Genomic DNA, 20,518 nt, shown 5'->3' with positions numbered 1-20,518 from the left:
TAGTGTCACTCGTTGTTCATTTCTGCTTCAATGGACTGCAGATCCTCTTGGAACTGTAGCAACTGCGTGCGCTGATGTTCAGATGCGTTTACTAACGCGCTTTCGATCTGCTGTTTCGCCTCACCAACCTCTTGCTGAAGGTGTTTTAAATCTTTTCCATACCCACTGCTACTTACAACGATTTCTTTTTTAGCATCAACTGCCTGTTCATATCCCTGTTGAGCGGCCTGAAAGGATTGTTGCTTATCTTTATTAAATGGCATTCATTTAACCTCCTTTTCTATTGCTTTCACCATAGTGTAACCATGTAACGACGTCCTATTCGATCAGAATAAGAGTCATCAACCTGTCCATACTAAGGAGTAAGGAGGGATTATTATGACTGAAAGTAATACGTTTAAAGATATTCGTAAAAACGCTCCTAAAGGCCACACTGGTCAGCCTGAACCCATGAAAGGTTCTCATAAAGTTAAAAACAGAAACCATACGCGACAAAAAAATGGTGAAGGGTTCTAAAACTCAAAGACAAAGGCGGCCAAACGGCCGCCTTTTATTCGTTACATATGTTTATCAATTCGCTTAAAAGCACTTCTTCTTCTTCGGTCGTTACAGTTCTAAGGTCAATGAGAATTCTTTCATCCTTAATACGGGTAATAATTGGCCGATGACGCATTCGAAGCTTTTCTTCGAGCTCATTCACACTGAAACGGCCTGATCTAATGGCAACAACAGATGTTGGCAATTCAACCGCAGGCATGGTCCCACCACCAACTTGGGAAACCCCCACTTCCACATCAATTTGATAATGCGAACACTTCGTTTCAAGTCCTTCTTTGAACTGAAGTGCACGCTTTCGCACTTCTTCTGGCGATACCGTAATATCTCTGATCGCAGGGATATTGTTTGCTTCTTCATACAAATGCTCGAGTAAGGTTGCCTCAAGAGCAGCAAGGGTAAACTTATCTACGCGTAATACACGTGCCAGCTGATGTTTCTTCAACCGATCGACAAGTTTTTTCTTACCAGCGATAATACCTGCCTGCGGGCCACCAAGGAGCTTATCACCACTAAAGGATACTAAGTCTGCACCAGCAGCAATTGTTTCCTGAACAGTAGGCTCTTCTCCAATACCATCTTTACGATAATCATATAATGCGCCACTTCCTAAATCCTCATAAAAAATAATCTGTTGTTCATTTGCAATGGACGCTAATTGCTCGCGCTCTACTTCTGCCGTAAAACCAACAATGGCAAAATTACTACGATGCACTTTCATTATCATCGCCGTTTCATCATTCACAGCTTGTTCATAGTCAGCAGGATGCGTTTTATTCGTGGTGCCTACTTCCTTCAAGCGTGCCCCACTCTCTTCCATTATTGAAGAAACCCGAAATGATCCGCCAATTTCAACGAGTTCGCCTCGCGATACAACAACTTCCTTTTCTTTTGCAAGGGCACTCAAAATCATGAAAACAGCTGCAGCATTGTTATTAACAATCATAGCTGCTTCTGCCCCTGTGGCTTTGCAAACTGCTTCTTCAACAATGGTGTGTCGAGAGCCTCGCCGTCCTTCTGTGAGGTTATATTCGAGGGTGGAGTAACTTTTGGCTACTTCAATCATATGATCTATTGCTGCATTGCTCAATCTCGCTCTTCCAAGATTCGTATGTAGGACGACACCGGTTGCATTAATAACCGGCACTAAATTAAAAGCATTTCGCGTTAATTTTTCTTGCACGCTTGCTATAATTTCAACTTGAAAACCATGGCGATCTTGAGCAAGTCCGGTATACGTTTCATTTAGTAAAGCGCCACGCAGCTCGTCCACTTCCTGTTGGACCATTTGTTTGAGAAGCTTCTGAGGTAGGTCGCTCCCTATGTTCTCTTTCAGCATCGCTTCTTGAATTTGATGAATCGGGGGTAATTCTCTAAGTAAATTCAAACTCTCAACTCCTATATCGAAACGAAAGGCACCCTGAACGGGGTGCCTTACTCGAACGTTCTGCTTTCCATTTTCTTAATAAATGATTCTACTTCCGGGTATTGACCTGATTCTTTTTTTGAATGCATCTGCTGATCATTTACCGTCACTTCAAACACACCACCAGAACCCGGTATCATTTCTAGCGAACTAATTTCCTGTCTGAAATGGTTAAATAATGCTTCCGCGAAACTCGCGGCTTTTGGAGCGTAGTTTCACTGCATGCAGAATTCGATCGTTACATGATACTTCATTTAGGTTACCTCCTCTAATGAATTTCAAGTTGTACATACTATATCATTTCAAAAATACGAAGAAAAGATTTATACTCATGTTAGGAGGTGGTCATATGTCAAATCCAGAAAACATCCGTTTAACATCCCTATCGACAAAAGGTGGTTGAGGATGCAAAATCGGTCCTGAGGACCTGACGCAAGTTTTGCGTCAATTACCTAATAAGAAAAAAGATCCTAATTTACTTGTCGGTGTGGAAACCTCCGATGACGCAGGCGTGTACCGCCTAACTGATGAACTCGCCATGATTCAAACGGTAGACTTCTTTACACCTATCGTTGATGACCCATATATGTTTGGTCAAATTGCAGCGGCCAATTCATTAAGCGATGTCTATGCAATGGGTGGAGTTCCGAAAACCGTTCTTAATATTGTCGGTTTTCCGATCAAATCTTTAGACCCTTCCATCCTTGCAGAAATTTTGAAAGGCGCTGCTGATAAAGTTGATGAAGCAGGGGCTGTTACTGCCGGTGGACACTCTATTGATGATCAGGAGCCAAAGTTTGGTTTATCTGTGACAGGTCTCGTTCACCCAGATGAAATCCTTATGAACGTTGGCGCTAAGCCGGGAGACGCGATCGTGTTAACAAAACCTATTGGCGTTGGCATACAAACAACTGCCATTAAACCTGAAAAGTTAACCGCTGAACAGCTTCAGCGCGTATCAGAAACGATGGCTGAGTTAAATAAAACCGCAGCTGAAGAACTATCAGGTCTATCACCTAATGCTGTAACAGATGTCACCGGCTTCGGTTTACTCGGACATGCTTTTGAAATGGCAACCGGAAGCAACGTTAGCATTCAGATCGACTATAACAATGTGCCTATCTTACCTGGCACTGTTGAGCTAGCGGAGCAAGGCTATATCCCTGGTGGATCAAAAGCAAATCACCGCTGGATTGCTGAATCTGTCAGATACGAAAACCTAACAGAACTTGAGCAATTCATTTTATGTGATGCGGTAACTTCTGGTGGCCTATTAATTAGCTTGCCTGAGCATGAAGCGAATGAATATGTGTCACGAATGAATGCTAAAGGGAAATCAGCTTACATTGTCGGTCACGTTAATGACAAAGATGCATTTGCAATCACCGCAAGCAAATAAAAAAAGGAAGTTGGGTATTCCCCAACTTCCTTTTTATAGTTCATATAACATATCTTCTAACTCATCAGTAAGCGCTGCCGGTCTGTCATCAAATACAACGCGACCTTCTTTTAAAGCCACAATTCTAGACGCATATCTTTTCGCTAGTTTGACATCATGAACGTTAATAATCGTTAATAAGTTCCGCTCCTCATGCAAACGGTGAATGAGTTGAAAAATGCGATTTGCTGTACCTGGATCAAGACTTGCGACAGGCTCATCTCCAAGAAAAATATCAGGCGATTGAGCAAGTGCGCGGGCAATACCAACACGTTGCCTTTGCCCTCCACTCAATAAATCGACCCGCTTATTTAAATGAGGCAATAGTTCAACTTGTTCGATAACGTCTCTCGCAAGTTTTTTTTCACTTTCATTAAATAAGCCAGCAAGGTTGCGAATGGTTGATCGAGAACCGAATAAACCCGTGTAGACGTTTTGCAAAACCGTTAAACGAGGAATCAACTGATGATGCTGAAAAATCATCCCCATACTTCGCCTTTGTATTCTTAACCCTTCTCGATCAAGCGTTTGGAAAGAACGACCATTATAAACAATGTCGCCTTCCGTTAAAGATTGCAGGCCATTTAACGTCCGAATGAACGTTGACTTACCTGCGCCCGTTTTTCCTAATATACAAACAAATTCGCCTCTTTGAAAGGTGAGAGAAACATGATCTAACGCATAAGATTGAGCATTTTGATAGCGCACGGATGCATTCTCAACCGTTAACAACGCTTCGTTACATGACATATTGCCTCACCCTACTTCCGAGAAAATCAACGACAATGACAATGATCATAATCAGCATCACATCAACCGCAACGGTCGAGTATTGGAATGTTTTGAAATGAACAAACAGCTGCTGTCCAATTCCTCCCCCGCCAACTAAACCGAGTATTAACGAAGTTCGAATCGCCACTTCAAATCGATAAAAATAATGCGACAGGACGTTCGGCCAAATTTGAGGAAAGACTGAAAATAACGCGCCTGTTAGCGGTCTTGCCCCAACTGCCTTCATGGCCTCCTGAGGGCCTTTATCAGCCGCTTCAATTAATTCTGCAATTAATTTAGAGAGAACACTCGCATTATGAACAATGATCGCGATGGTTGCCGCAAATGGTCCAGGTCCAACAATCGTAAGAAACATTAACCCTAATACGATTTCTGGAATCGACCGAACGAAACTTAACCCAACACGCGCAGACCCATAAAATGGGCCTGCCGTATTTTTAGCAGCAAGTAAACTAATGGGTAACGCAAGGAGTAAACCTACAAAACTCCCAAGAAACGCCATTCCTAGTGTAACGAGACTTGCTTTTAACATGGTTGGAAGCACCGATATATTCAACGGAAACCAATTCGACAGGAAATCGATCATATTGTTAAATTGACTAAACTTCCTTACATCAAACTCCGTAACACCTATGCTCCATACCATTAATCCAACTACCATAAAAAACAGAATAAGGTGCCTCCATTTAAACCAAGCCATTCTACTTCGTTAACAACCCTTGCTTATCAGCAGCGCTTCTTATGCTCTCATAATCTTCATTACTTGCTTTCGTAAATCCTGATGCCCCAAATGCATTTAAAATCGTTTCATCTTCAATAGCTAGAAACGCATTCTGAAGCTGATCAATCGTCTCTTCATCCGTTCCTTTAGAAACAGCCCATGGATATTGGAAAAGCTTTTCAGATTCCCAGATCACTTTAAGTTTGTCTCCATCAATTTTCCCTGATTCGAGCAACTGATTATAAATCGCACTATCAATTGCGCCTGCGTCAACCTGTTTATTTTGAACAGATAAAGCTGTTGCATCGTGCGAGCCAGTATAGGCTACAGAAGCAAAATCATTTGTATCCTGATCTTCAAAGACATCGCGATCTTGGAGCTCTATTGAAGGAATTAATGAACCTGATGTTGAATTAGGATCGCCAAATGCAAAGCTTCTTTCCTCACTACTTTCAAGGTATTCTTCAAGCGTCTCCCACTCATTTTCTGTATTCGTAATGATGTAAGAATGGTAGAAAGGCTCACCGTCAATCAACTGAGTCACAATAGCTTTTGCACCACTTTTCTCGTGCGCAATGACATACGTAAGCGGACCAAAATAAGCCATATCAATTTGATCATAGTTCATCGCTTCCACAACCCCGTTATAGTCAGGAAACGTTGTAATTTCAACATCACGATCAAGTTTTTCTGAAAGCTCACCTTGAAGCTTCGTCATCGCTTCTTCAATTTCACCTTCCGTTTGAACTGGGATTACACCAATCGTAAAGGCCCCTTCTTCTTTTTCACTAGTATCTTTTGAAGTATTTTCGTTCTCATTCGAGCTACATGCCGCAAGAATACCGAGCATAAGCACCACTATAAAAAGAATTGCTTTTTTCATATTTCTCCACTCCTAAGCTTTAATCTATTTCTCTACTCTCCAAACTCTCTCCTGATCTTTTCTTACGGTATATCCTTCGTTATCAAGCTTCTCTAGGATCGGCACTAGATACTTTCGACTTACATTAAGAACATCTTTCGCCTCCTGTAACGTAAAGGATTGCCCGGTTTCCACTTTTAAAGATGCAATGGTTTGCTTCCAATTTTCAACATGCACATAAAGCTCGTCTGTTAATTTAAGCGCAATCTCTTCTTCCAACATATAGTTCTTAAATTCCGTCTTATATGGATCTGGAATTTGCTCCTCATCAATTAAACGATCGACTGGTGAGACGTTAACTCCTTGCTCCTCTAATTGCTTTAACACATTTGTCATACGTGTTTTCCATGCGGCAGGCAGCGATGGTTGAAAGGTGCGCATGGAAAGATATGGCCCTTTTTGCTGCAGTTCTTCCTGAAGCTGATTGCTCAAGACGGCATCTATTACTTTTTTAGGATAAGTTTTCTTTAACTCCTGCACCACTTCCGCTTTCTGTGAACCTTTTCGCATAGGATATCGTTCATGTGCCGCTTGCAAATTTTTATGAATCGCTTCTACAACTCGTGTAAAAACATTTTGTGAAGTCACACCACCGTCGATAAAGACAAGGTGATCGTCATCCTCAAGCTGGCGGAACGCTTCCTCATTTAATCCAATTTGCTGCATAACTTGTTCTTTTGATAACAGTTGCTCCGATTCAAGAATTTGCTCTAGCTGTTCAGCTGGTGTCCCTTTCATCATTTGTTCAAATTTCGCGATTGTTTCCGCGCCAAATTTATATTTCTCTCCTGCCACATTAAGAATACTGCCGCCACCAATTGTTTCAACCGGTGAAGGACGTCTCACGATAACGCGATCCCCTTTTTTAGCGGTAATAGGTTCATGGAGTCGAATCTGGCAGAAGAGTTCTTCTCGATTCCCTGCCTCAAGCGTATTGCGATCGAAAAAGACGATCGTTCCTCTTACCTCCGCAGTTCCAATGTGTACCGTTACTTCAGCTCGTTGTTTCAAGTCATGAGACATCGTAAGAGCTTTCGTAAATGAAAGATCAATGGTCGACGTAACAGGATAGTGATTTGAATTAACAATGACTTGTCCCCGAACCATCTGTTGTCGATCTGGTCCTGTCAGGTTTACCGCAACTCGTTCGCCCGCAAAAGCTTGCTCCACTTTTGTGCTGTGCGTTTGTATTTGTCTTACTCGCGCTTCTAAGCGATCAGGAAGTAGTGTAACAAGTTCTCCTTCTTTTAGCTCTCCATCAAAAATCGTTCCTCGTGCAATCGTGCCGTGGCCTTGTAAAGTAAACACTTGATCAATTGGTAATCTCAGTGCTCCAGCTTTATTTCTTGAAGGTGTGTTGATAAGAAAAGAGTGAAGGCTATCCTTAAGCTCAGCAACGCCTCTTCCACTTTTGCCATCAACGATATGAATCTTTGATCCCTCAAACCCGGTTCCTTTTATGTATTCAAGAATATCTTCCTGCACGAGTGAAAGCAGGTCTTCCTCCACCATATCCGCTTTTGTGATTGCAATAATTGACCGCTGTATACCTAGAAGCGATAGAATCTCAAGATGTTCTCGCGTTTGTGGCATCACTCCTTCATCAGCCGCGACAACTGGAACAACTAGATCAATCCCAGCAACCCCAGCAATCATTTGGCGGATAAATCGTTCATGACCCGGAACATCAATGATGGACACTTTCATATCATCAGATAGTTGAAACGGAGCGAATCCTGGTTCAATGGAAATGTTGCGTTCCTTCTCTTCTTTCAACCGATCTGTGTCAACGCCTGTTAATGCGCCTGTTAATGTCGTTTTTCCATGGTCAATGTGCCCCGCTAGACCAATCGTATAATAGTTCATGCTTACACCTGCCTATCACCTGTCATCTTCTATTAACAGTAATAAATGTAGGTACAGGATGCAAATTTAAACCATTGTGTTTAAGAAAAAAGTGACATTCCCCTTTATGCACTCCTGTATATTTATTCAATCCTGTATGAAGGAAAAGTTATTCACAGCTATCCACAGCCACAACTGTTATAGCTTCATTTATGACCTGTATCACTCCGTAAACTGTATCAGTACGGTACAGAAAACTGTTCTATTGGTTAATTTGTCGAAAACTCGAATTTCATAAAACAAAACGATTTTTGTCGATTTTCACAAAAGAACGAACTACTAATATTGCAATCAGACTTTATTCGACAACTTTCTGCTATTAGGAACTATGCAATTTCTTCAAAGTAAAACTTTACTTAAAAGTTTACTATTTATTTTTCTGAAATAATCAATTTGAGCACTTGGTTTGAATATTTCTATTCATTCAGTTATTATATTAAAAGTACATTATATTATGGGGCTGGTTGTACGTCTGGTGAGTGCCACGGTCTTCAAAACCGCCTGGGAGGCGCGTGCCGTCTTCGGTGGGTTCGATTCCCACACAGTCCCGCCAATTATTCAATCATTCGCAAGATGATCGCCGCTCCATAAATCTGTCTGCAAAAATAACTAACCCCCCTAAATTTATTCTAGCCATTTCTGGCTGAAACATATTATTTATGACAAGATTACTTACGATCTATCCTACTTATAACGTTTACAGCTTCTCCTCACTATTCTCTCTCTTACATTATTATTTTTAATCAGTTTACATATCGTAAAAATTGTATATTTGTCTTGATATACCGGATGTATTTTTACATGACAGGAATCTTATCAAGCATTTCTTCCACCATCAAAACTACATCGACTGCACAACATTTTTTATAACACAATAAGGCTATCGATTGATCCCGCTACTCTTCCAATAGAACCTGCTAATATTGTTGATGCTACCTGTGTTGCTGTCACTCCCCTCCCCTCTTCTTAGCAAAGACAATATTTTTATGTATGCTTGAAAGTCGCAATTGAAATGCAAAATATCTTAATTACACATTTAAGAGCGTTGATCTACTTGAATTTACCAATCCACCCTCATCCAGATTGGCTAGTGAATTTCCCATCTAGTTTCAGGATGATGAAACTCCAATTTCTTGACTCAAACTAACCCGCTACCTCTTGATTAAAAAGCGCTTTCGGCGTATAATGTGACCGTATTCAACCAATTATATTATGATGCCATGAGGTGAGTGCGTTGGCAGGATGGTTCCAGTGGTTTATCGTCGGATGGACAGTAATCTTAATTTCATTGATAGCAATCGGTGGATTCTTTATGTTCCGGAAGTTTTTAAAACGCCTTCCTAAAGAAGATGGCAAGTCTATTCTCGACTGGCAAGAACACTATATTGAACAGACGAAGCATATGTGGAGCAGCGATCAAAAGAAACTTTTAGATGAATTGGTCTCGCCCGTACCTGAATTGTTTCGAGATATTGCGAAGTATAAAATTGCAGGAACAATAGGTGAGCTTGCGCTAAGAGAAAAAGCAAAAAACATGTCTCAAGATCTAATCATTCGGGGGTATATTATCGCGACTCCGAAACGAGATCACAAGTGGCTCGTAAAAAAACTGAATGAAAAGCGAATCGATATGACCCCTTATCATCATTTGCTTCAATAAAAAAACTCGTTTAGCTTAAGCTAAACGAGTTTTTTATAGTAATGTTTGATGAAGTGTTGTTCTATGCGTTCTACTTCGCTCTGTTTTCTTAAACTGATAATACATCGAGATTCGCCACGGTACAATCATTCCAAATGCCAACACAAAGAAAAGCGAGCTCGTCTGAAGAACAGGTATAGACTCTCCAATGATTAGTTTGAAAATAATCCGAACTAATAGTAATCCAATCAGGATAAACGCAAATGCCTTTGAACGAGTTAAATAGATCTGATTATCTTTAATTTCAAACTTCGACGTACGAATTAACAATAGCGAAAACGCTGCGCCAACTGATAGCGCTTCAATTGCTTCGTACCACGGAACCCTTGCATCTGGAACGACAAACATAAAAAAGCCGGTCGCCATAAAAAACGGCGGAAGTATAATTTTCCTTATCGTTGCAGGTTTTTTTGAAGCTTTCAACCTGATCACTACCATCGCAAGAGCCATCATCGCTCCTACAACTGTACTTAAAATCAGCATATACTCATCCCTCACCTATACCGTACTACCCATCATTTCCATTGTATGTGGAAGAGACTAAAAATACAAGCTCACGAAAAAAAGAACGGCATTCCACCGTTCTTTCTTCCCTACCCATTTAATTTGGAAAGCTCCTCTTCTCCTTCATCAGCTGCAATACTTAAAATAATCGTCATTGTTACTCCAACAACAGTGAAATAAACGCCAAGATCAAATAGCATTGCGGTCGCAAGGTGAGAATGTCCGAGAATCGGTAACTCAAAATAAGCATCCGTTTGACTTAGGAAGGGTTGACCAAAAATGAACGAACCTACTCCCGTAAGAACAGCGATCAATAAACCGATCGGAATAAAGTTTTTAAAGTCAATCCGTATTACTCTCTTCATGGTTTTAAAACCATATGAGATATACAGAAGAACCAATGCTCCTGCAGTCATAAGACCTCCAATAAAGCCCCCGCCCGGTGCATTATGACCTGCGAAAAATAAGTAAATCGAAAATCCTAGAATAATAAAGACGATAATGGTTGTCGTCGTTTTAAGTATAAGGTCATTTGTTCCTTTCAAACCAACGCATCCTTTCTTAATTAGAATCCTTGAAAGCCACCAAACAGGTTATTTACAAGGAATGATGTAAACATCGTCATAAAGTTAAAGTAAAGCAAAACGCCCATGACAATCATTAAATACCCGCCAGTCTTCATAATGAATCGGCTATTTCTCTTAATCCATTGCATTTTGCCGATAAAAAAGGACAAAATGAAAAATGGCACGGAAAAGCCAAGCGTATACGCTACCATGTACATGAGTCCAGCTCCAGGATTAGAAACACCGAGAGCAATAACAGCTGCCAAAATCGGGCCTGTACAAGGCGTCCAGCCTGCCGCAAACCCCATTCCGATTAAAATAGAACCAATAAAACCAGATGGACGGTTACGGATTTTTAAACGACGGTCTTTCATTAAAAAGTTCGGAGTCCAAAAACCAACAACAACAAGTCCAAACACCACAATTAAAATGGCACCCACTTGACGCAGAAGCTCTTTGTACTGAATAAACAAATTTCCAACAAGGGACGTTGACATTCCTAACACTAGGAAAATAATCGAAAACCCAATTAGGAAGAAAATCGTATGGAATATAGCTCTCTTTTGCATCATACCACGTTCTTCTTTCAGATCATCTACGGAAACCCCTGTGATGTAAGAAATGAACGCCGGGTAAAGCGGTAGTACACACGGTGAGATAAATGATAAAAAGCCGGCACCGAACGCTAAAAACAAGTTCAAATCTGCCATTGAATTACTCCCTGTCTAATGCATGATCTTATCATGTGCATGTGGTTACCTTTTCAACCTTTATTGTAAACGATTTATCTTATTCAAACTATGAACATTCCATAACTATTTTTCTTCAGAGAAAAATTCTTCAAGCGTAACGCCAGCCTCGTGAACATCAGCAGCCGCTTCTTTTCCGACATAGCGAACATGCCATGGCTCATATTGATATCCGGTAATATCCTCTTTCCCTTTTAAGTAACGAACAACGAAGCCATATTCATGCGCATGCTCCGCTACCCACTTACCTTCTGGTGTGTTACCAAACTCTTCAGTAAGAGAGCTTCCAAGGGAAGGTGTGCTAATATCCATCGTTAAGCCCGTCTGATGTTCACTCTGTCCCGCCTGCGCACTTACCTGGTTCGCTACTTCTTCTCCACGTTGCTCAGCATTATAAGCAAAAATAGCTTCCTGGCGCTCATAGGAGCGATAACCTGAAACAGCTTTTAACTCATAGCCATCTTCTTTTGCAGCTTTAAACATTTTTTCAAGGGCTCTGGCAGCTTCTTCTACCATCAAGCGCTTCGGATCACCTTCAGGGGCATATGTAGAGACGTCTGGTTCCACAAGATTTTTCGGAACAAAGTCAGAAGGTAGATTACGTTCTTTATTAGCCACGACATAAATGCTGTCTGGATTCGTGACCGTTAGATTTTCACCATTTTTCTCGACTGTTTCAGCCATCGTTGGATAGGCTGCTGCACCCTCTTTACCGTCATCTTTTTGATCCTGCTCTTTATTGCTCTCTTCATTGTCTTTCTGGCTATCGTTTTCTTGATGATCTTTCGTTTGATTTTCGTCGGATTTCCCAGAATTATTTGTGGAATCGTTATTCGTTTGTCCATCGTTCTCCACTTGATTCTGCGGCTCGTTAGACGTTTGCTCTTCATCTCCAGCCTGACATCCGGCTAAAAGCGCAAACGAAAGTCCAGTTGCTACTACTAACTTTTTCATTGTCATGTAAACACTTCCTGATTTTTTTATAGTCTAATCTATCATACCATCACACCAATTAGACCCGTCAACCAAAATTACTCCATACAAAAAGCACTCTGCTAACAGAGTGCCATTACGCTATTTATCGTTGTTCGTCATTTGACTATTCATAGCCTTCATCATCTGATTAATCTTCTTCTGAGAAGGTTTCTGCCCCATTTGCATCATCATTACACGAAGCATGTTTTCATTAATAGGGGGATTCTTCTTTAAATAGTCCATCATATATTTGCGGGCAATAAAAAAGCCAAGTGCTACTCCAGCAATCAACGCTAGCACGCCCACAAGCGTGTACATCCACCACATTCTAGATTTCCTCCTTATTCTTTCTCTTCCAATAGTGTACTACAACCCGTAATGATTATACAATAACGTCTACTAAAATAGTAGGAGTTTGTTCAAACTAGTTTCTGCTGTTTAATCGGGTTAAGCCATCCATATCGACCTGATTGGAAGTCAATCGCGAAGAAAGAAGGAGTTAATTTTCGAATCACCTCAAAAAAGACTGTTTCAACTTCAGTACCACCAGTCGCATAGACATTAACTTTCTCTTTTCTCACAAACAAAGAAGCATCGCTTTTTGATTGATTTATACTTAACCGGTGCCCTTCGTTTTTGTATTCGTACGTCCGGAACGCCCCTAGTTCGCTGACAAGATAAGTGTTTAGCTCCTCTTCTGCAATGGGCTCAGTAATAAAGGAAACCTGCTTATCGAGAAGGTCTTTCTCATCCACCTGGATCGCTCGCTTTCTTTCAAGGAAAAGGTGATACAAAAGATGTTCTTTGCCAGCATATTGAGCGGCGATGTGTTGTTTAACAAAATACATTTCATAATGCCTCATACCACTTCCCCCTTATCAGAGAACAAATCATATAAAAAATAGTATACTGCACCTTCTCTAAAAGGATTGTCTATACTTGGAGCATCACATCACTAGTTTTGTCGAATTTAAAAAGGACCTGTACTATAACATATATGTTATAGTACAGGTCCTTGACTGCTATGCCATACTCGGCAGGTCACAAAGAACGCCACCGTTGCTTTCATCATAATCTAGTTTCATTCGATCAACAAACCACTGATCATCCGGTCGAACAAAGTAAGTAACTCCTCCAATTTCTTGCTTATAATCATCATATGAAGGCCGGTCAGACATGACTCCAAGGGAAAAACCACCGCTGTCCCCACTTCCTGCATAACGTACAAACAATCTTAGACAATCACCATGACCAAGTTCCATTTCATTTTTGTAAAACTCAGCTGCAGAATCAGTTACAACAAACATCTTATCCGCCCTCTCCGTTTTTGTATTAGTACATCTTGTTATAGTACAGTATAACGAATATTTGAAAAATTGCAACCATAAAAATAGCCTAATTTTGCATTTAGCAAAATTAGGCTATTTTTTACTGAAGAAAGCCGCGATTTTTCTTGCTTTCTTTTAATTTTTGAGGCGTTACGTCTGTGCCTTCTTCATCCACAACTTTGATGGAGTGAAGCTGGTTACTAAAAGAAGAACGAAGGCTTGCCAGGTATTCCTGACGAAGATCTTTTTGTTCTTTTTTCTCAGCATCTGTTAAAGATGACTCTTTTGATTTACGAGATAGCTCGTTAATTCGTTGAATTTTATCTTGAGAAAGCATGTAAAAAAGCTCCTTTACTGCAACTTGTACGTTCTATGCTAACGCATCTTTTTACCATAGACAAGTTTAGTGCTTCTCACTCTGTTCGTCAACATATTCCTTATAGCGTCTATGTACCGTGGCTTTTGATGCATGGTGACCAAAACCTTTAAGCGTTGCTGCAATCTCATGGAACGTTAAGCCGCGATTACGAAGATTAACAATTTCCTCGATCGGAACTTCAACACGGTCTCTTCCACCGTGATTTTGATGACTTAAATTTCGCTGCGGTCGATAGCCTTCTTTAACCGCCTTATCCATACCGCGTTTGATTTTCAAGTTGTGAAGCTTTCGCTGAAATTCTTCGACAATACTTACAATTTCAAGCACCATTGAATCAGCTTCCGATAATTGAAGTTCTCCATTTTGATTTACCGTATAAATGGTTCCGCCGTATTTGTGAACGGCATGAAGAAGAGCAATTTTAGCGTTCCCTCGTCCAAGTCTTGTTTCGTCTTGAATGAGCAATGCTTCGACTTGCCCTTCTTTTAACAAATCCAGTACTTCGAGTATGCCATCTCGATCAATGTCATACCCGCTGTGTTTTTCTTCAATCATTCGGTGAACGGTAAAACCTGACTGTGATGCAAATCGTTGCAATTCTTCTTTTTGCCTTGCAAGAGACGACTCCTGCGCTTCTTTTTTTGTGCTTACTCGGCAATAAATAACGGCGTTCATTCTTTAATCTGTACCCCCAAGTGCGGTAGCGTTCGCTTCAACAGGGATGATGAGAGTATCTCCTGCTGTAATTCGATTAGCATCTATGCGATTAGCGTCTTCAACCCAGCTAACAAATTTCTGATCAGACAATTCATGTGCGGAACGATATTCATCAGCAATTTTTAATACCGTATCACCGTGCTCCAGTTGAATCGTTGTATACCGATCATACTCCTCAGCTGCAGCTGTTCGCAAAGATACGAACACAATAATTAACACAGCTACAAAAGATATAATGACAAGAAAATCAATTCCAGACAAGCCCCCAGCTTGCTTTCTCATCCCAATCACCCCATATACGAATATTTGTTCTGTTTTTAGTATAATCAGAACCCCTGTTCGTGTCAACTAGTAACTTCGAACTTATGTTTGTATGCGAACAAAAATTCTGGTATACTAGTAACAAATAGATAGATTGGAACGAGGTGCCAGAAATATGAAACTATCAAAGCGTCAGCAGGACATTCTGGACTTTATTAAAGTCGAAGTAAAACAAAAAGGTTATCCACCGTCTGTTAGAGAAATCGGCGAAGCCGTTGGACTTGCTTCAAGCTCAACTGTCCATGGCCACCTGGCAAGACTCGAGAAAAAAGGTTATATCAGAAGAGACCCAACCAAACCAAGAGCCATTGAAGTGTTGGGCCTTGATGAAGCGATCGACATCCCACGTCAGCACACGGTTAATGTTCCTGTCATTGGTAAAGTAACAGCTGGTCAACCGATCACAGCGATTGAAAATGTTGAAGAGTACTTCCCTCTTCCAGAGCAGTTCGCTCAGGATGAAGAGCATACATTCATTCTTGTCATCGAAGGGGATAGTATGATTGAAGCTGGTATTTATAACGGTGATATGGTTATCGTGAAGCAGCAACCAACTGCAAATAACGGAGACATCGTTGTTGCGATGACGGACGATGGCGAAGCAACGGTAAAACGTTTCTTTAAAGAAAGCAACTACTTCCGACTTCAGCCAGAAAACTCATCGATGGAACCAATCATTCTTGATTCTGTTTCGATTCTTGGTAAAGTGGTTGGTGTTTTCCGCTCGATCCACTAGAAGCGCAAATTGCGCTTCTTTTTTTTATTATCGATTACTACTTGAAGGTCACTCTTTTATCGTAACGAGACAATCCACATCTTCATAAGTTGTGATGATAAGAAGATGATGAGGTGATTGTAATGGTACAAAAAGAAGTTCAAGAACTTTTAAACACGCTGATTCAAATTGAACACATTTCAACCACGCTATATTTAGCGATGTCTGCTTACTTGGATCGAAAGAATTATACTGGAATGGCCAGTTGGTTAAGAATTCAATCTGATGAAGAACGAACGCATCTTCTTACTCTGATTAATTACTTAGCTGGTAAAGATGGCGTTGTTGAATTAGGTGCTCTCCCAGAACAATCGACGGACTTTGGAACGCCGCTCGAAACCTTCCAGCAAGTTTTAGAACACGAACAGTATGTTACGAATTCTTACCGTCAGGCTTATAACTACATCAAAAAAATTGATCCGCAAACGGCCGTCATCGTTCAGGATTTCCTACGTGAACAGATTGACGAAGAAGCACAGGCACTTACGATTGTCGAAAGGCTGAAATTAGCAGGAGATAACACGTCCGCACTCTTACTGATCGATCAAGAACTTGGTCAGAGGCAGCCAGGATAAGATTTCTACCTAAAACCTACAACAGACCTCAACCTTCATGGGTTAGAAGGTGAGGTCTGTTTATTTTTGTTATGTTATTTGTAATTCTGAATAAATTGGTGGTTTTCGATAATAAGCTCATAATAATTGAGGGTAAGCTCACTATGCGAATAAGATCCTTTTTATCCTCACCGTTGATTTTAACATATTATTCCACACCCAATTCCAACTACAAGTATAAAAGTTACGTATCTATTAAGTTTAAATCCCTTCTGTATTCATTAGTACAACTCTCCAGCCATCAGGATCTTCAATCGTTATCCCTTTCTCTTGCCAATACACATTTTCTGGTTCTACTTCCATGTGCCCCATTTGGTGAAGCCTTTCTGCTACGCTTTTCAGCTCTTCTCCATTTGGAATATAGAAAATGATCAAGTTATCAGCAGTAGGAGCAGGGCAAGGGCTACCTTCTTCATGTGACGTGAACTCTATTTGATAGCATAGGTGAGGTAAACCATATACCACGCCCGTATATCCTGCATGTCCAGTGAATTCAGCCACTCGCTGCAAGCCTAATCCATGTTCGTAAAACTGAATAATCTTATCAAATTGATCGGTCGGCCTAGCTATTCGAACTTGCACTGCGTTAAAATCTTGAAACTTCATCGTCGTTCCCTCCAATTACTATATATAAGCACGATACTTCCGAAAATCTAATTGTGACATACTTATATTTTAAGCTTTCATCAGCGTCATAGCGCTAGTAAAATGAATGAATTTCTCTACGACTTTAGGATGAAAGAAGAAAATAATTCATTAAAAAAAGCCGAAGCACCTTAAAGTGAACTTCAGCTTCTAATTAAAATAGGCACCCGTTAAACAATCTTCAATATGAATACTTCCCCATCAAATAACTTTTTGAAAAGTACAACCCTCCAAAAAATAGCGCAAGAGCGATGTAGGCCGGTAGCAAGTGAATAAAAGTCGTGTAGCCAATCATGATGTGTACATAAATTCCTGCTCCAAACGCAGGCAAACCTCCTATAAGCAACATCCACCATAGCCAGGCATTCCCCGATTGGAAGCCCCAGAGAGCAGACATTAGCACTAACAATCCAACGCTGATCATCGCTCCTCCAAACCCAGCACGGTCGTGGGCGATGACAGAGGTCAACCGATCATTGAATGACTGAATCAGATCCGCTGGCATGCAGATGTATTGTAAATCCGTTGGCACAAAAACCCCCGTCACACCGATTCCAGCAATAATCACTCCACCAAGAACAAATGAAAAACCAAGCATAACAAAACAAAATTGCCCCATAATGCCTTTACGCCATGCCAGGTCATTCCGTCGGTTGCATGATTTCGGGGTCCTCTTTATGCCTTTGGTTTTCACGTATCCTCTCAAGTAAAATGGTAATAGCACAATCCAAAATAGTAAGTGTAACCAATCGAAGTAGCCATAGCCAATGAAAAGCAAGATACCTAGAAAACCGATAATTGCCGCAATATCAATCGCCTGCTTCGTCCACAACAAACCGTTTTTAACTCCGTAATAAGACAACGTCATATAAACAACGCCACCAGAAATCATCGTTCCAGCTAATGTCATTCGGTCATGTGCCATAAACCATAAGAGTCGTTCATTAAAGAGCAAAAGCTCCTCACGAGTTAGCTGCATGAAGCTTTCATCATAAGGTAAAACAATTGAAGTCAGACTTAACACTAAAGCAATCAAGCCACCAATCATGATGAATAATCCAAACAAGAAGTAGTCTTTCCACCCACTACGTTCTTCTTGAAATGCGCTCTCATCGTTGATCGCTTCATAAATTCTCTTAGGCAAGCCTGGCCCAACTTCGACATATTCACCCGATAGGAACAACAAATCAGCACCATGATTTAATAGCTGTACAGCATCCTCTGGCTCTTTCACTCCACCCACGGTCACAAGTTTTAATGAAGGATATTCATTTTGACAATAGCCAATCGCTTCCTTATGTATCGCAAGGTTTGCCAACGTATCCAAACCTTGCACTTCATCAATCACGACACCCGTTATGTATGGAAAAATAGAATGCAAGTCAGCCTTTTCAATTTGATTATTTGGCACGCGAACATATATGCTTTTCCATTCTCGAATAGACCTCAGCACATCCATATTCGTAAAATCGATTTCATTAAAGTCAATTTCATAAACACCATTATAAGGTTTTAAAGCTCTAGCGATCTCAATTAGCTCATCGTTTGTACCACTTAACTGGAACATAGCGGGCTGAACCAACTTGGAATGATCTAACCGTTGAAGCGTCTTTGCAAGACCTGCTCTTTCTTCCTGTTCAGAAAGAGCAATACTTCCATTCTGAAGCCTTGTTGGTTTCGTGTGTTCATCAGATGGCTCTTTCGTAATCGGTCCAATTTCAATACAGCCAAACCCTAAATGACTAAATCCCTTTAAACCAGAAAGTCTAGGATCAATTTTGCTAGATAGCCCCACACAGCCTGGAAAAGTAGTGTTCTCGATCTTAACCATAAGCTGATCGGAAACCTCTTCTCTTCCTAAAAAGTGAATGAGATGCTGTCCACCTGGAAGTGAAGCAATACGATTCATTGACTGATGAATAAACTCTCGTGAAAATTCGGGACTACATTTTGATAGAAAAGGTTTAAATATCACATGATAGGACCAGTCGGGCATATAATCCCCCTTTCCGGTTTACATAATTTAATTATAGTTTACTAAGTTGCGAAATAAGGTGTATTCTGAGGCGCTGTCTTTTTCATTAGTTTATCTTTATTTATAATAAATCAGTCATTAACACTATGAAAAGAATGACCGCTGTAACAATGTATGTATTGGCTATATTTTTATTTAGTTTTTCTTCTCTTATTTTTTCTATTCCAAATAACAGAAACATAACAAACAAAGATGATATAAAGACTTGACTAGAAATCGCGTTAGGAAAAATAAAAAAATGAGAGAAAGCCATTCCTATTGCTACGACTGCCAATAACCAATTACCTTTTCTTAAAAGAGTCTAAGAAATCACGCCTTTCTAATGCATCGTTCTTTAACTAGTTAGCGGCACTGGTTTTAATGTTTATTTTAAGGAACTAGGAATTTCACTTTCTAAGAAAAAATGTCTGAATCGAGTAGTCCACTTTGTAAGAGGGATCATTGTTTGATGCGTTAGATTAAAAAATTCCAACTATCTTGCACCTTCAACCGTAGCATTATCATTTATTCACGATTCATATTTGATATGAACCACAATTCCCTGTTCATGATTCCCAAACTTAGGACCAAACAAATTCATTCCACCGCTATTGACAGCATCTTCTTTTATCCCTAAACGAAAGGCAATGTAAGGGTAGTTAGACAACTGAAAATCTTCAATCGTACGATCAGATATTTTCTCTCCATCTACATAACAACCACTCTTATTCAGTTTCCAATGCTTTAACAACCCATACTGTGTTAGGTTGGTTCGCCACCATTCAGGTGTTAACTGACCTCTCTCCCCGCCAAAATCACCTGGTGAGGTCCACGTTCCAACTTCTTCATGATTCACCCATGCCGTTATATCAGATGGCCAATCTAGTTTGTGATTGGGTGCTTCTGAACAAATTTCAGCACTTATTTCTAACTCACTTGCTCTAAAGCCATAAGGAATACGGTTTGGAAAACGATACTCGACAAACCCATCTTTAAAATACAGGAGCTGTGCCTGCTTTCGGTCAGGTTCATAAAAGGAACGAGGATCATCCTGCATTCCAATAAAACCCTTCTCATCTACAATTCCACAATTCGGTACCACATGGCAGTCGAGATAATCTCCTATTGGCATTTCGTAGGTGACTTGTTGCTCTTCCTTTTTTTCATCAGAAGTATATAAATTAACGACAATGCGATCATAATTCATCGCACTCACTTTTTGAGTTCCTCTTCCCGGTACTAGCTCGGTGGTAATGAGATCAACTTCTTCTAATTTACTAACATGTGAAGCTGTTGTCGAAAAAGGCAATCCAAGCTTTTCTGCTAAATCGTTCACATTATATGGTTTGTCACTTAGCAACTTAAGAATTTGGACTCTTGTTTGATTCGCAAGAGCTTTATTAATTGGCACCATGTTATCAAAAGATAGCTGTAACTTTTTCAAATGACTTAGACCTCCATCTCTTTTATTCC

The 20,518-nt window shown here is 40.4% G+C and carries 24 protein-coding genes, 1 tRNA gene and 1 pseudogene; 6 read left to right on the top strand and 20 right to left on the bottom strand.

Features of this window, described 5'->3' with window-relative positions:
- Positions 1 to 5: 5 nt before the first annotated feature.
- Positions 6 to 263, bottom strand: a complete 258-nt coding sequence (locus PQ578_RS14260; RefSeq protein ID WP_273834920.1) for a hypothetical protein — start codon at positions 261 to 263, stop codon at positions 6 to 8.
- A 115-nt stretch (positions 264 to 378) separates the two neighbouring features.
- Between PQ578_RS14260 and PQ578_RS14255 the strand changes: the two genes are divergently transcribed.
- The gene (locus tag PQ578_RS14255; RefSeq protein WP_098443510.1) at positions 379 to 516 is read left to right on the top strand and encodes a small acid-soluble spore protein P; all 138 of its coding nucleotides are present in this window, start codon (positions 379 to 381) and stop codon (positions 514 to 516) included.
- Between the two features lie 34 nt (positions 517 to 550).
- Here PQ578_RS14255 and selA read toward each other — a convergent pair whose 3' ends face one another.
- Together selA and PQ578_RS14245 are read right to left on the bottom strand one after the other, a co-directional pair.
- On the bottom strand, positions 551 to 1,942 hold the full coding sequence (selA, locus tag PQ578_RS14250) for an L-seryl-tRNA(Sec) selenium transferase (protein WP_273834919.1): 1,392 nt from the start codon (positions 1,940 to 1,942) through the stop codon (positions 551 to 553).
- A gap of 47 nt (positions 1,943 to 1,989) precedes the next feature.
- A pseudogene (locus PQ578_RS14245) lies at positions 1,990 to 2,184 on the bottom strand (Rdx family protein); the annotation flags it as partial.
- 146 nt (positions 2,185 to 2,330) lie between these two features.
- On the opposite strand from PQ578_RS14245, the gene selD reads away from it, so the two are divergent.
- Positions 2,331 to 3,380, top strand: a complete 1,050-nt coding sequence (gene selD, locus PQ578_RS14240; protein WP_273834918.1) for a selenide, water dikinase SelD — start codon at positions 2,331 to 2,333, stop codon at positions 3,378 to 3,380.
- Positions 3,381 to 3,413: 33 nt separating this feature from the next.
- On the opposite strand, the gene phnC is transcribed toward selD, so the two are convergent.
- The 4 genes from phnC to selB are packed head-to-tail and all read right to left on the bottom strand — an operon-like array spanning position 3,414 to position 7,720.
- Complete coding sequence (phnC, locus tag PQ578_RS14235) at positions 3,414 to 4,169, bottom strand: phosphonate ABC transporter ATP-binding protein (RefSeq protein WP_273834916.1); 756 nt, start codon at positions 4,167 to 4,169, stop codon at positions 3,414 to 3,416.
- Complete coding sequence (gene phnE / locus PQ578_RS14230; RefSeq protein ID WP_273834914.1) at positions 4,159 to 4,857, bottom strand: phosphonate ABC transporter, permease protein PhnE; 699 nt, start codon at positions 4,855 to 4,857, stop codon at positions 4,159 to 4,161. Before phnE ends, phnC begins: the two co-directional genes overlap by 11 nt.
- Positions 4,858 to 4,912: 55 nt before the next feature.
- Entirely contained in the window at positions 4,913 to 5,815 is a 903-nt protein-coding gene (gene phnD, locus PQ578_RS14225; protein WP_273834913.1) for a phosphate/phosphite/phosphonate ABC transporter substrate-binding protein, read from the bottom strand.
- A 24-nt stretch (positions 5,816 to 5,839) separates the two neighbouring features.
- The gene (selB, locus tag PQ578_RS14220; RefSeq protein ID WP_273834912.1) at positions 5,840 to 7,720 is read right to left on the bottom strand and encodes a selenocysteine-specific translation elongation factor; all 1,881 of its coding nucleotides are present in this window, start codon (positions 7,718 to 7,720) and stop codon (positions 5,840 to 5,842) included.
- Positions 7,721 to 8,215: 495 nt separating this feature from the next.
- Here selB and PQ578_RS14215 point away from each other — a divergent pair.
- Both PQ578_RS14215 and PQ578_RS14210 read left to right on the top strand, forming a co-directional pair.
- Positions 8,216 to 8,312 (top strand) — tRNA-Sec (locus PQ578_RS14215).
- Between the two features lie 681 nt (positions 8,313 to 8,993).
- Entirely contained in the window at positions 8,994 to 9,419 is a 426-nt protein-coding gene (locus PQ578_RS14210; protein WP_159782434.1) for a DUF2621 domain-containing protein, read from the top strand.
- Between the two features lie 33 nt (positions 9,420 to 9,452).
- Here the strand turns inward: PQ578_RS14210 and PQ578_RS14205 are convergent, their stop codons facing one another.
- From PQ578_RS14205 to yneA, 10 genes are all read right to left on the bottom strand, one after another.
- The gene (locus PQ578_RS14205; protein ID WP_273834911.1) at positions 9,453 to 9,941 is read right to left on the bottom strand and encodes a CcdC family protein; all 489 of its coding nucleotides are present in this window, start codon (positions 9,939 to 9,941) and stop codon (positions 9,453 to 9,455) included.
- 110 nt (positions 9,942 to 10,051) lie between these two features.
- A complete protein-coding gene (locus tag PQ578_RS14200; protein WP_098443502.1) occupies positions 10,052 to 10,507 on the bottom strand; it encodes a Na(+)/H(+) antiporter subunit B in 456 nt (151 codons plus the stop codon).
- 20 nt (positions 10,508 to 10,527) lie between these two features.
- The gene (locus tag PQ578_RS14195; protein ID WP_273834910.1) at positions 10,528 to 11,238 is read right to left on the bottom strand and encodes a cytochrome c biogenesis protein CcdA; all 711 of its coding nucleotides are present in this window, start codon (positions 11,236 to 11,238) and stop codon (positions 10,528 to 10,530) included.
- A gap of 105 nt (positions 11,239 to 11,343) precedes the next feature.
- Positions 11,344 to 12,237 carry a M15 family metallopeptidase gene (locus PQ578_RS14190; protein ID WP_273834909.1) on the bottom strand — a complete coding sequence of 298 codons (894 nt, stop codon included), beginning with the start codon at positions 12,235 to 12,237 and terminating at the stop codon, positions 11,344 to 11,346.
- Between the two features lie 114 nt (positions 12,238 to 12,351).
- Positions 12,352 to 12,579, bottom strand: a complete 228-nt coding sequence (locus PQ578_RS14185) for a YneF family protein (RefSeq protein WP_098443499.1) — start codon at positions 12,577 to 12,579, stop codon at positions 12,352 to 12,354.
- Positions 12,580 to 12,671: 92 nt separating this feature from the next.
- Complete coding sequence (sirA, locus tag PQ578_RS14180) at positions 12,672 to 13,115, bottom strand: sporulation inhibitor of replication protein SirA (protein WP_098443498.1); 444 nt, start codon at positions 13,113 to 13,115, stop codon at positions 12,672 to 12,674.
- Positions 13,116 to 13,274: 159 nt separating this feature from the next.
- Positions 13,275 to 13,559 (bottom strand): HesB/YadR/YfhF family protein, encoded by a 285-nt coding sequence (locus tag PQ578_RS14175; protein ID WP_098443497.1) that lies wholly within the window; start codon positions 13,557 to 13,559, stop codon positions 13,275 to 13,277.
- A gap of 121 nt (positions 13,560 to 13,680) precedes the next feature.
- Positions 13,681 to 13,917 (bottom strand): DUF896 domain-containing protein, encoded by a 237-nt coding sequence (locus PQ578_RS14170; protein WP_224879896.1) that lies wholly within the window; start codon positions 13,915 to 13,917, stop codon positions 13,681 to 13,683.
- 66 nt (positions 13,918 to 13,983) lie between these two features.
- Entirely contained in the window at positions 13,984 to 14,634 is a 651-nt protein-coding gene (locus PQ578_RS14165) for a YneB family resolvase-like protein (protein ID WP_160919363.1), read from the bottom strand.
- Positions 14,635 to 14,637: 3 nt separating this feature from the next.
- Positions 14,638 to 14,958: a cell division suppressor protein YneA gene (gene yneA, locus PQ578_RS14160; protein ID WP_273834906.1), complete on the bottom strand. Its 321-nt coding sequence runs from the start codon at positions 14,956 to 14,958 to the stop codon at positions 14,638 to 14,640.
- Positions 14,959 to 15,112: 154 nt separating this feature from the next.
- Here yneA and lexA point away from each other — a divergent pair, with 154 nt between their 5' ends.
- Positions 15,113 to 15,733, top strand: a complete 621-nt coding sequence (lexA, locus tag PQ578_RS14155) for a transcriptional repressor LexA (RefSeq protein WP_159782425.1) — start codon at positions 15,113 to 15,115, stop codon at positions 15,731 to 15,733.
- Positions 15,734 to 15,855: 122 nt separating this feature from the next.
- The gene (locus tag PQ578_RS14150) at positions 15,856 to 16,347 is read left to right on the top strand and encodes a ferritin (protein ID WP_273834904.1); all 492 of its coding nucleotides are present in this window, start codon (positions 15,856 to 15,858) and stop codon (positions 16,345 to 16,347) included.
- Positions 16,348 to 16,587: 240 nt separating this feature from the next.
- On the opposite strand, the gene PQ578_RS14145 is transcribed toward PQ578_RS14150, so the two are convergent.
- The 3 genes from PQ578_RS14145 to PQ578_RS14135 all read right to left on the bottom strand — a co-directional run bounded on the left by PQ578_RS14145 (position 16,588) and on the right by PQ578_RS14135 (position 20,489).
- Entirely contained in the window at positions 16,588 to 16,992 is a 405-nt protein-coding gene (locus PQ578_RS14145; RefSeq protein ID WP_273834901.1) for a VOC family protein, read from the bottom strand.
- A gap of 220 nt (positions 16,993 to 17,212) precedes the next feature.
- Entirely contained in the window at positions 17,213 to 19,027 is a 1,815-nt protein-coding gene (locus tag PQ578_RS14140) for a dihydroorotate dehydrogenase (protein WP_273834900.1), read from the bottom strand.
- Between the two features lie 547 nt (positions 19,028 to 19,574).
- Positions 19,575 to 20,489 carry an ArsR/SmtB family transcription factor gene (locus PQ578_RS14135; protein ID WP_273834899.1) on the bottom strand — a complete coding sequence of 305 codons (915 nt, stop codon included), beginning with the start codon at positions 20,487 to 20,489 and terminating at the stop codon, positions 19,575 to 19,577.
- Positions 20,490 to 20,518: the final 29 nt, after the last annotated feature.

It is taken from the genome of Guptibacillus sedimenti (assembly GCF_028610665.1).
Lineage (GTDB): Bacteria > Bacillota > Bacilli > Bacillales > Guptibacillaceae > Guptibacillus > Guptibacillus sedimenti.
The sequence above is the reverse complement of the archived record's forward strand: the minus strand, read 5'-3'. Positions and strand labels throughout refer to the sequence as shown.

Excerpts from the sequence above, each read along its gene's own strand:
- sirA (WP_098443498.1), bottom strand. The coding sequence starts at position 13,115 with ATGAGGCATTATGAAATGTATTTTGTTAAACAACACATCGCCGCTCAA.
- PQ578_RS14205 (WP_273834911.1), bottom strand. The coding sequence starts at position 9,941 with ATGCTGATTTTAAGTACAGTTGTAGGAGCGATGATGGCTCTTGCGATG.
- PQ578_RS14170 (WP_224879896.1), bottom strand. The coding sequence starts at position 13,917 with ATGCTTTCTCAAGATAAAATTCAACGAATTAACGAGCTATCTCGTAAA.
- PQ578_RS14255 (WP_098443510.1), top strand. The coding sequence starts at position 379 with ATGACTGAAAGTAATACGTTTAAAGATATTCGTAAAAACGCTCCTAAA.
- PQ578_RS14140 (WP_273834900.1), bottom strand. The coding sequence starts at position 19,027 with ATGCCCGACTGGTCCTATCATGTGATATTTAAACCTTTTCTATCAAAA.
- PQ578_RS14260 (WP_273834920.1), bottom strand. The coding sequence starts at position 263 with ATGCCATTTAATAAAGATAAGCAACAATCCTTTCAGGCCGCTCAACAG.
- phnC (WP_273834916.1), bottom strand. The coding sequence starts at position 4,169 with ATGTCATGTAACGAAGCGTTGTTAACGGTTGAGAATGCATCCGTGCGC.
- PQ578_RS14150 (WP_273834904.1), top strand. The coding sequence starts at position 15,856 with ATGGTACAAAAAGAAGTTCAAGAACTTTTAAACACGCTGATTCAAATT.
- phnD (WP_273834913.1), bottom strand. The coding sequence starts at position 5,815 with ATGAAAAAAGCAATTCTTTTTATAGTGGTGCTTATGCTCGGTATTCTT.
- PQ578_RS14165 (WP_160919363.1), bottom strand. The coding sequence starts at position 14,634 with ATGAACGCCGTTATTTATTGCCGAGTAAGCACAAAAAAAGAAGCGCAG.
- PQ578_RS14195 (WP_273834910.1), bottom strand. The coding sequence starts at position 11,238 with ATGGCAGATTTGAACTTGTTTTTAGCGTTCGGTGCCGGCTTTTTATCA.
- PQ578_RS14175 (WP_098443497.1), bottom strand. The coding sequence starts at position 13,559 with ATGTTTGTTGTAACTGATTCTGCAGCTGAGTTTTACAAAAATGAAATG.
- PQ578_RS14185 (WP_098443499.1), bottom strand. The coding sequence starts at position 12,579 with ATGTGGTGGATGTACACGCTTGTGGGCGTGCTAGCGTTGATTGCTGGA.
- selB (WP_273834912.1), bottom strand. The coding sequence starts at position 7,720 with ATGAACTATTATACGATTGGTCTAGCGGGGCACATTGACCATGGAAAA.
- PQ578_RS14190 (WP_273834909.1), bottom strand. The coding sequence starts at position 12,237 with ATGACAATGAAAAAGTTAGTAGTAGCAACTGGACTTTCGTTTGCGCTT.
- lexA (WP_159782425.1), top strand. The coding sequence starts at position 15,113 with ATGAAACTATCAAAGCGTCAGCAGGACATTCTGGACTTTATTAAAGTC.
- phnE (WP_273834914.1), bottom strand. The coding sequence starts at position 4,857 with ATGGTATGGAGCATAGGTGTTACGGAGTTTGATGTAAGGAAGTTTAGT.
- yneA (WP_273834906.1), bottom strand. The coding sequence starts at position 14,958 with ATGAGAAAGCAAGCTGGGGGCTTGTCTGGAATTGATTTTCTTGTCATT.
- PQ578_RS14145 (WP_273834901.1), bottom strand. The coding sequence starts at position 16,992 with ATGAAGTTTCAAGATTTTAACGCAGTGCAAGTTCGAATAGCTAGGCCG.